10 protein-coding genes are annotated in these 8,296 nt (G+C 64.0%); all 10 read right to left on the bottom strand.

The annotated features are described in order from the left end of the window. The coding region (locus QZT63_RS17555) for a DUF2254 family protein (protein WP_290652999.1) at positions 1–313 on the bottom strand (313 nt) is incomplete at its 3' end. A gap of 415 nt (positions 314–728) precedes the next feature. Next, complete coding sequence (gene ccmI, locus QZT63_RS17560) at positions 729–1,628, bottom strand: c-type cytochrome biogenesis protein CcmI (protein WP_290653000.1); 900 nt, start codon at positions 1,626–1,628, stop codon at positions 729–731. 20 nt (positions 1,629–1,648) lie between these two features. Beyond that, positions 1,649–2,173: a cytochrome c-type biogenesis protein gene (locus QZT63_RS17565; protein ID WP_290653002.1), complete on the bottom strand. Its 525-nt coding sequence runs from the start codon at positions 2,171–2,173 to the stop codon at positions 1,649–1,651. Next, positions 2,170–2,703 (bottom strand): DsbE family thiol:disulfide interchange protein, encoded by a 534-nt coding sequence (locus QZT63_RS17570; RefSeq protein ID WP_290653004.1) that lies wholly within the window; start codon positions 2,701–2,703, stop codon positions 2,170–2,172. The genes QZT63_RS17565 and QZT63_RS17570 overlap by 4 nt, the downstream gene beginning before the upstream one ends. After that, positions 2,703–4,706, bottom strand: a complete 2,004-nt coding sequence (locus QZT63_RS17575; protein WP_290653006.1) for a heme lyase CcmF/NrfE family subunit — start codon at positions 4,704–4,706, stop codon at positions 2,703–2,705. Before QZT63_RS17575 ends, QZT63_RS17570 begins: the two co-directional genes overlap by 1 nt. A gap of 3 nt (positions 4,707–4,709) precedes the next feature. Further along, entirely contained in the window at positions 4,710–5,159 is a 450-nt protein-coding gene (ccmE, locus tag QZT63_RS17580; protein ID WP_290653008.1) for a cytochrome c maturation protein CcmE, read from the bottom strand. After that, the gene (ccmD, locus tag QZT63_RS17585) at positions 5,156–5,365 is read right to left on the bottom strand and encodes a heme exporter protein CcmD (RefSeq protein ID WP_290653010.1); all 210 of its coding nucleotides are present in this window, start codon (positions 5,363–5,365) and stop codon (positions 5,156–5,158) included. The genes ccmE and ccmD overlap by 4 nt, the downstream gene beginning before the upstream one ends. Next, complete coding sequence (locus QZT63_RS17590) at positions 5,366–6,190, bottom strand: heme ABC transporter permease (RefSeq protein ID WP_290653012.1); 825 nt, start codon at positions 6,188–6,190, stop codon at positions 5,366–5,368. It abuts the gene before it with no gap. A 43-nt stretch (positions 6,191–6,233) separates the two neighbouring features. Continuing rightward, complete coding sequence (gene ccmB, locus QZT63_RS17595; RefSeq protein WP_290653013.1) at positions 6,234–6,902, bottom strand: heme exporter protein CcmB; 669 nt, start codon at positions 6,900–6,902, stop codon at positions 6,234–6,236. A 6-nt stretch (positions 6,903–6,908) separates the two neighbouring features. Continuing rightward, complete coding sequence (gene ccmA, locus QZT63_RS17600; RefSeq protein WP_290653015.1) at positions 6,909–7,586, bottom strand: cytochrome c biogenesis heme-transporting ATPase CcmA; 678 nt, start codon at positions 7,584–7,586, stop codon at positions 6,909–6,911. Positions 7,587–8,296 lie beyond the last annotated feature (710 nt).

The raw sequence follows: 8,296 nt of genomic DNA on the forward strand, positions 1-8,296 counted from the left end.
CGGCAATCACCAGCGGAAAGGAGCGTGGCGTCGCGCCGGTACTGGCTGATGCATAAGCGGCAACCATGGAGCCTACCGCAAACGTCGCAATGAGCAGCATGCTGGAGGCCATGATGGACAGTAAGGACTCGATAGAATCCTGGCTAATCTCCGGCAACACACTGGAGAGGCCCGTATAGTCCGCCAATTTGGCGATAAACGCGCCACCAACCGAGAGCAAGCACAGTGCCAGAGGCTTGGCCCACAAGCGCTCTTTGATTTGACTGAAAAAAAAGCGCAACCGGTCTATGGACGAAAGGGATGATTGGGCCATACAGATTCCCTGCACCGCGATGCACCGGCGAGAGACTAGGGCCGGAACGCCCGGGCGTCAAGCGGTCATGGTTGTGAACCCAAAGAGATGGTATCGGCGCTGCGCCACGATCGAACTTCGCTGCATGGCTGCGGTGAGTCGAGTTTGGCGCCGTGATTACAGCGGTGCAAATACCATCTTCCAGGGCAACTCGTGGCGCCCCATCAGTGGGTTTACCCTCATATTCGCCTGCATACGCGACCGCCCGCGGGACAGCGCCAAAAGTCCCTGGACGTTCCCCAAAGCAGTGAGGAAATCGGCGGAGCGGCTGAGAGCGTTACGCGGGCAGCGTATTACCAGCCGGGTTAGAAGTCTGGGATCGTGGCTGCCGTGACCCTACCCGCCGTGGGACACGCTCGCGGCGGGCATTGTTCGCTCAACCGTCGCTGCCTCGCCCCGGCATTTCCTCCAGGGTGGCTCGTAGTGAGGACGCGCCCTCGGAATCATCCGGCAGCATAGACAGTAGCGTTTCCCAATGCTCGCGGGCGCTTGCGTAGTCCGCCGTGTGGTACGCCGCGCTTCCCGCCAGCCAAAGGGCCTGCGGGTGCTCGGGGGCGATCTCAAGCGCCTGGTCGATGAGCTCTTTGGGGGGCCCCTGCAGGCTCCCCGAGGCCTCACCCAGTGCCTGCGCGTACCGCACCAGCAAGTCCGGATCGTTGTCACCACCACGGGCAACCGCTTCGCCGAAGGCCTCGCTCGCCTCCTCGTACTCCTGTAAATGCGACAGCGTGCGCCCCAGCAACACCCAGCCCATGAGATCCTCCGGTTGCTCATCCATTCGTTCACGGAGCTGCTCCGCGAGCGCCCGGATATCCTCCAGATTCTGCGCATCATCGGCCAAGCTGGGGTCGCCGCCTTGGCGTTGGGCTTGGCTTTGGTTGTCGCCCTGGAAGACCTGTTCGCCAAAGCCGACACTGGTGTAGAGTCCCACGGCCAGCACCGGTACGGCCACTGCTGCAATGGCGGCCGAGGTGATCACCGTGGCACGGTGCCCGGAAGCCTGGCCTGAAGCGTCGTCGTCGGGGTCCACCGCTCCGCTTTGCACAAGCTCGCGCTCCAGGTCGGCGACGGCCTCAGTGTGCTGCTCCCGACTCAACGTCCCTTGCGCCAGGTCCTGGTCCAGCTCCGCCAATCGATCGCGATGGACCGCGGCATTGACCTCGCGCCGGGAGCGTTGATGCGCTCCCGGGGCCGAGTCCCGGAGCAGCGGAAACAGGATAAAGCCAAGGGCCGCGGCGCACAGCGCGGCGGCTGCGATCAAAAACACCCAGTTCATTCTTTGCTTACCCCTTCGCCTTACTCGCCACGGCGGAACCGCTCAAGTGCGGCCCGCTCGTCTGCGCTCAACTCGCCATGGTTCGCAACCTGTTGGCGCTGGCGCACCACCTGCAGCCAGACCAGTCCCCCGGCAACCAGCAGCAGGAACGGGCTGGTCCACAGCAGCACCGTATTCGCCTGCAATGGGGGACGGTAACGGACGTAATCACCGTAGCGCTGGACCATGAAATCAATGATCTCGTCCTCGCTGGCGCCGTCGGCGGTCATCTCGTATACACGGCGGCGCATATCCCCCGCCAGCGGGGCATTGGATTCATAGATTGTCTCGCTCTGACACACCGTGCAGCGCAGCTCGCGTACGAGTTTTTGGTACTGCTGTTCCTGTGCCTCGGTCTCGAACTCGACCGGTTGCCCCACGGGCAGCGCCGCAGCGGGTGACGCGAGCATGAGGCCGATCAGAAGCGCACCCAGCAGCGTGCCCAGACCCCCGGTCCACGCAGTTCGCCGATGCCTGAGATGCGTCGGCAGCGGTTTCTGGTTCATGACTGTTCCGCCTCCAGTTTCTCAAGCACCGGCAGGATTTCTTCGCGCACGAGCTGGGCGTCGAGCGGGCCGATGTGCTTGTAGCGGATGATGCCCTCGGCGTCGAGGACATAGGTCTCTGGCGTCGCATAAACGCCCCATTCCATTCCCGCGTCCCCCTGGGGGTCGAAGGCGATGGTGTCGTACGGGTTCATATCCGCCGCCAGATAGTGTGTGGCGTCCTCCCGGGTGTCCCGGTAGTTGAACGCGTGGATGGTGACGCCCTGCCTGGCCAATGCCATCAGGTAGGGCTTTTCGGAGCGGCACGAGGAGCACCAGGACGCCCAGACGTTGACCAGGGCGACCTCGCCGATGAAATCAGCCTCGGTAATCATCCGCTCGGGGTCCTCAAGGGATTCAAGCTCGAACGCAGGGGCCGGCTTGCCCACCAGCGGTGAGGGTAGGGAGCGGGAGTCAAGGCCCAGGCCGACGTAGAGCAGCCCGAGCACCATCAGCGCCCCTGTCAGTGGGATGAAAATACGCTTCAGCATCACGAGACCTCCTGCCGCACGTCGCGCCCGGAAATCGGAATATCCGTCTGGGACACCGTAGAGCGATCGCGGGCCAGACGATATCGGCGGTCGGCGGCGGCGAGAAAACCACCAAATGCCATCAGCAGCCCGCCGGTCCACATCCAGAACATGTAGGGCTTGTAGTACAGGCGGACCAGCCAGGCGTCACTGCCCACGGGCTCGCCCAACGAGACGTACAGATCCCGCGACGGTCGCCGATGGAGCGAGGCCTGCGTCATCGGCATTCCGGTTTGGGAGTCATAGTCGCGGCGTTGCGGCGTGAGCGTGGTCACCTGCGTTCCGTTGCGGGTGACGACAATCGAGGCCTGATCCGCATCGAAGTTAGGCCCTCTGACCTTGCTCACCGACGCCAGGGTAAATGCGTACTTCCCGGCCGTGGCGGTCTCGCCGGGGGCAAGACGCACATCCCGCTCAATCTCGTAGGTGTTGACCATGGAGATGGCAATCACCACGAGCGCGAGCCCGGCGTGGGCCAAATGCATGCCCAGGAAGCTCGGGCGCAGAGCGCGCAGCATGCCGCCGAGGCCCTGCGAGCGCCGGCGCATCATGCGGTTGCGCAGGTCCGTTGCGGCCGTGAGCAGGATCCAGATAGCCAGGCCGAGGCCCAGGGCCGTGAGGGGGTTCCAGGCACCCATGGCGAGCGGCCAGGCAATCCCAAGCAGCACACTGACGACGAAGACCCAGCGCAGTTCCCGGTAGGTCTCCTGCGGATTGCCCTGTTTCCAGGCGACGCGCGGTGCCATTCCGACCAGGAACAGCATCGGCATCATCAGGGGCATGAAGACCGCGTCAAAGAACGGAGGGCCCACGGAAATCTTGCTCAGGCTGAATGCATCCAGCGCCAGCGGGTAGAGCGTGCCGATAAATACCGCGGCGCAGGACACCACCAGCAGAACGTTGTTGCCGAGCAGCAGCGATTCCCGGGAATACCAGCCGAAACCGCCGCCGAGCCCGACTTTCGGCGCGCGCCAGGCGTACAGCGCCAGGCTGCCCAGCAAAGTCGCCCCCAGCATGGCGAGCAGGAAGACACCGCGGTCCGGATCGGTGGCGAAGGCGTGCACCGAGGTGATGACCCCGGAGCGCACGATGAAGGCGCCCAGAATCGTCAGCGCGAAGGTGACGATGGCGAGCATCACGGTCCATACCTTGAATCCGCCACGCTTCTCCGTGACCGCCAGGCAGTGCAGCAAGGCGGTGGCGGCAAGCCAGGGCATGAACGAGGCATTCTCCACTGGATCCCAGAACCACCAGCCGCCCCAGCCGAGCTCGTAGTACGCCCACCAGGAGCCAACACCGACCCCCAGGGTCAAAAAGCACCAGGCGACCGTGGTCCATGGGCGCGACCAGCGCGCCCATGCCGCATCGAGGCGACCGCCGATGAGCGCGGCCATGGCGAAGGCGAAGACCACCGCCATGCCGACGTAGCCCATGTACAGCAGCGGCGGGTGGATGATCATCCCCGGGTCCTGGAGCAGCGGGTTGAGATCCACCCCGTCGGCCGGGGCCGGAATCAAGCGGTCAAACGGATTGGAGGTGAGCACGGTGAAGGCGAGGAAGCCCACGGAGACCATGCCCAGCACCGCCAGTACCCGGGCCACCATCTCCCTTGGCAGCGGCTTGCTGAAGATCGCCACCGCGACGCTCCAGGCGGCCAGCACCATCACCCATAACAGCAGCGACCCCTCGTGCCCCCCCCAGACTGCAGTGACCTTGTAATGGGTGGGTAACGCGACATTGGAGTTGAGGGCGACGTATTCGACGGAGAAATCGCTGACCACGAATGCCCAGGTCAGTGCCGCATAGGATGCGACGAGAAAGACGAATTGGCCCACGGCCAACGACCGCCCGGTGCGCATCAGGCGCTCATTGCCGATGCCGGCTCCGACCAGGGGCAACACCGCCTGCGTGGCGGCGAGGCACAAGGCCAGGATCAGCGCGAAATTGCCAAGTTCGGCGATCATGTGCTAATACCCCTTGTCGATGTCTGTCGGATGGCCGGCTCGTTCTATTGCTTCCTGGGCCTCGGCGGGCATGTACTCCTCGTCGTGGCGCGCCAGGACCTTGTCCGCCCGGAAGACCCCGTCCGAGTCGATATGTCCTTCCGCGACCACGCCCTGGCCTTCGCGGAAGAGGTTCGGGAGAATGCCCTCGTAGGTGACGGTCACGCTCTTGGCGGTGTCAGTGACCCGGAACATGACATTCGTTGATTCCTGGTCCCGCTCGACGCTGCCATCCTCCACCAGTCCACCGATCCGGAACTTACGCTCCGGCATGTCGCTCATGGCCATCACTTCGGACGGGGTGACAAAGAACACCATCGTGTCGCGAAACGCGTTGAGCACCAGCGCGGTGGCCACGGAAAGCCCGGCGACGACCCCCAATACGAGCGCAAGTCGTTTTTGCCGTTTCTTCATGGTTCGAGCGACTCCTCTTGCTTTTGGTTCCAGGTGCTGGCGGCCCCCGGCGAGGAGCGCCGGGCGAGTATGGTCCGGATGCGATGCCGGCGCCGGGCGAGCACAGACACTTCCGCTAGCAGGACCATGGCGAACACCCCGTAAGACCCCCAAACATAGGGCCCGTGGCCACCCATGGCGATGAAATCACCAATTCCGTCCCACATTCACGAATCCCCTTCTTTGCTGATGGCGCCTCGCGGCTCGACGGCGCGCACCGCCGGGGCCGCCGGCTGCCTCAACGCGTGCTCCCGCTGCACCGCCTCCGTGACCCATTGGCTATCGGACTCGCGCTCAAGGGCTTCAGCCTGGGCGCGGCGCAGGGTAACGGCCGCCGAGTAGAGCCAGCAGGCGCCCGTCATCAACAGCAGTGCGGTAAACATGGACGGCGCCATGGTGGGCGCTTGGGTCAGGGTGATTGACATGCCCTGGTGCAGCGTGTGCCACCACTCCACTGAGAAGTAGATGATTGGCACGTTGACAGCCCCGATCAAGGCCAGTAGCGATGCGGCGCGCCCCCCTTTCTCCCGGTCGTCCACCGCAGCGTGCAAGGCGATGTAGCCCAGGAACAGAAACAGCAAAATCAGCGTCGAGGTCAGGCGTGCATCCCAGACCCAGAAGGTCCCCCAGGTTGGCGCGCCCCAAAGCGCGCCAGTCCACAGGGCCAATAACGTCATCAATGCCCCCGTGGGCGCGAGGCTGCGGGCCATGATGTCCGCCATCTTGATGCGCCAGACGAGGTAGATGACCGCGTACACAGCCATGAGCAGGTAGAGAAACATCCCCATCCACGCCGTCGGCACGTGAATAAACATAATCCTGTAGCTGTTGCCCTGCTGGTAGTCGGGCGGCGCCACGAAAAAACCGGTGTAAAGGCCGGCTACCGCCAGCACAGCGGCGCCAGCCCAGAGCCACGGGGCGAGCCGTTGAACCAGGGCATAGAAATTGGCCGGAGCGGTGAACTTCAGCCAGCGGATGCGTCGATACGTCACGGTCAACTCCTTGCCGGGCAATGTGCCATACCGAATGTTCCGGTTAGTCCAGGGCGATGCGCAGTGCCCCGGCCACAGCCAGCGGCGCCAGCGGCACGGCCAGGGCCAGCATCGCCCCGAGCAGCGACAGGTGCGCAGAGGGGCCGGCCTCGTGCATGGCTTCGGCGACGGCCCCGGAGCCGATGATCAGAACCGGTACATACAGCGGCAATATCAAAAGGGCCATCAATGCCCCGCCCGCCCGAACCCCTAAAGTGAGTGCCGCCCCGCACGCCCCTAGGAGGCTGAGTACCGGCATCCCCAGGGCGAGTGAGGCTGCCAGCGTCACCAACTCGAACCCCTGCAGGCCCAGGGAATAACCGAGCACAGGGGAGAGCAGCACCAAAGGCAGCCCCAGCGCCAGCCAATGGGCGGCGATCTTGGTTAGCGCCACCAGTGCCAGGGGCTGCTGAATCAGGGCGAGTTGCTCCAGCGTGCCATCGCGCCAGTCGTCCGCGAACAGCCGATCCAGGGAAATGACACTGGCCAGTGCGGCCGCCACCCAGATGGCGCCCGGCGCAATTGCGCGCAGCGTCTCTGGCTCCGGACCCACGGCAAGGGGGAAGAACGTGATCACAATGATAAAGAACACCACCACCGTCAGCACGTCCTGCCGGCGCATCACGGTCAGGGAAACGTCGCGTCGCAGCAGTGTCCATAAAGACCTCCCCATAGGGCCCTAATCCAAGTCCACGACGTGCACTTCACGCAAGCCGTCGATAGGTTGATGGCTCGTGGTGACCACCAGACCGCCTCGATCCAGGTACCCGCCGATGAGTTCGAGCAGCCAGTTCACCGCCGGGACATCCAGCGCTGCCAATGGCTCGTCGAGCACCCACAACGAGCAGGGGGAGAGCAGCAGACGGGACAGCGCCGTGCGTCGTCGTTGTCCCTGCGACAGATAGCGCACGGGGGTGTCCTCGTAACCGCCTAGCCCGGCCTGTGCCAGGGCGCCGAGACAGGATACCTCGTCACTGGTTTCACCGCGCAACCCCTGGTGGACGATCAGATTCTCCAATGGGGTCAGGTCTTCCTTTACAGCATCCCGGTGGCCGATATAGAGAAGACTGGCCCGCGTGCGATCATTCGGCGAGCGCATGCTCTCACCGTGGAGAAGGACCTCACCGGAGGCCAGTTCCGTCAGGCCGCAGATGGCCCGCAGGAGAGTCGTTTTACCACTGCCGTTGCGTCCGCGCACAAACAATAACTGACCAGGCTGAAGGTCGAAACTGACCTTGGCGAACAGCGTTCGGCCCCCTTTGCGGCAGCTCAGTCCATCTGCGCGAAGACCCGACTGGTTCGGCTTCTCGTGCGCCTCCTGGGGCCAAGCGTCTGCGTTGACGATGCGCGGGTTCATCGAGTTGCGCGTACTCCGGTCGCCGGTCGGTGATCGCCTACTGGTGGGTAGTTTGGGCCTAACCCCCTCGAGAGGGGAATGATTTAGGTCAAGAAACCCTCGGCGGGCAGCCAATGAGCCGATGACGGTAAGCCGGCCGCTTGCAAGGCGAGGTCAGGGCGAACGCGATACGGTCACCATCCACGTGACTGGTAGCCTGCACAGCCAAGTTATCAGCAATGCTCGACACACACCACCTGTGGCCAGCAATTCGAATTATGGTTATGGCGCTGAAGCCAGGGCCACTCGGGCGTCGGCGCGCAGCGGATAGAGGAAGATACGCTGGCGCTAATGGCACCCTACGCCCTTCGATCGACCGCGGTGCCATGGCGTGGCATGACACGGTATCCGTAGGGCGGGTTAGCGAAGCGTAACCCGCCGTCAATGACAGGGCGCCGCAGGCGCGCAACCCAAGCTGCGCCTGTGCGCCCTTGGCGCGGTTTGTTTGACGGTGCATTACGCTGGCGCTAATGGCACCCTACGCCCTTCGATCGGGCCCAGTGCCATGGCGTGGCTACACGCCGTACCCGTAGGGCGGGTTAGCGCAGCATAACCCGCCGTAAAACACACCGCGCCACAGGCGCACGAATGCCAAAAGGACACTAGCCCAGCATGCCGAGGCGCCCGCCGCTGGCAACGACGACCACGATAATGCCGAGCACCAGGTTCAC

Source organism: Aquisalimonas sp., assembly GCF_007120195.1.
Classification (GTDB): domain Bacteria; phylum Pseudomonadota; class Gammaproteobacteria; order Nitrococcales; family Aquisalimonadaceae; genus Aquisalimonas.

Bases quoted from the DNA above. Each gene is read 5' to 3' on its own strand.
- QZT63_RS17565 (WP_290653002.1), bottom strand. From the start codon at position 2,173: ATGAACCAGAAACCGCTGCCGACGCATCTCAGGCATCGGCGAACTGCG.
- ccmD (WP_290653010.1), bottom strand. From the start codon at position 5,365: ATGTGGGACGGAATTGGTGATTTCATCGCCATGGGTGGCCACGGGCCC.
- QZT63_RS17575 (WP_290653006.1), bottom strand. From the start codon at position 4,706: ATGATCGCCGAACTTGGCAATTTCGCGCTGATCCTGGCCTTGTGCCTC.
- ccmE (WP_290653008.1), bottom strand. From the start codon at position 5,159: ATGAAGAAACGGCAAAAACGACTTGCGCTCGTATTGGGGGTCGTCGCC.
- QZT63_RS17570 (WP_290653004.1), bottom strand. From the start codon at position 2,703: ATGCTGAAGCGTATTTTCATCCCACTGACAGGGGCGCTGATGGTGCTC.
- ccmI (WP_290653000.1), bottom strand. From the start codon at position 1,628: ATGAACTGGGTGTTTTTGATCGCAGCCGCCGCGCTGTGCGCCGCGGCC.
- ccmB (WP_290653013.1), bottom strand. From the start codon at position 6,902: ATGGGGAGGTCTTTATGGACACTGCTGCGACGCGACGTTTCCCTGACC.
- ccmA (WP_290653015.1), bottom strand. From the start codon at position 7,586: ATGAACCCGCGCATCGTCAACGCAGACGCTTGGCCCCAGGAGGCGCAC.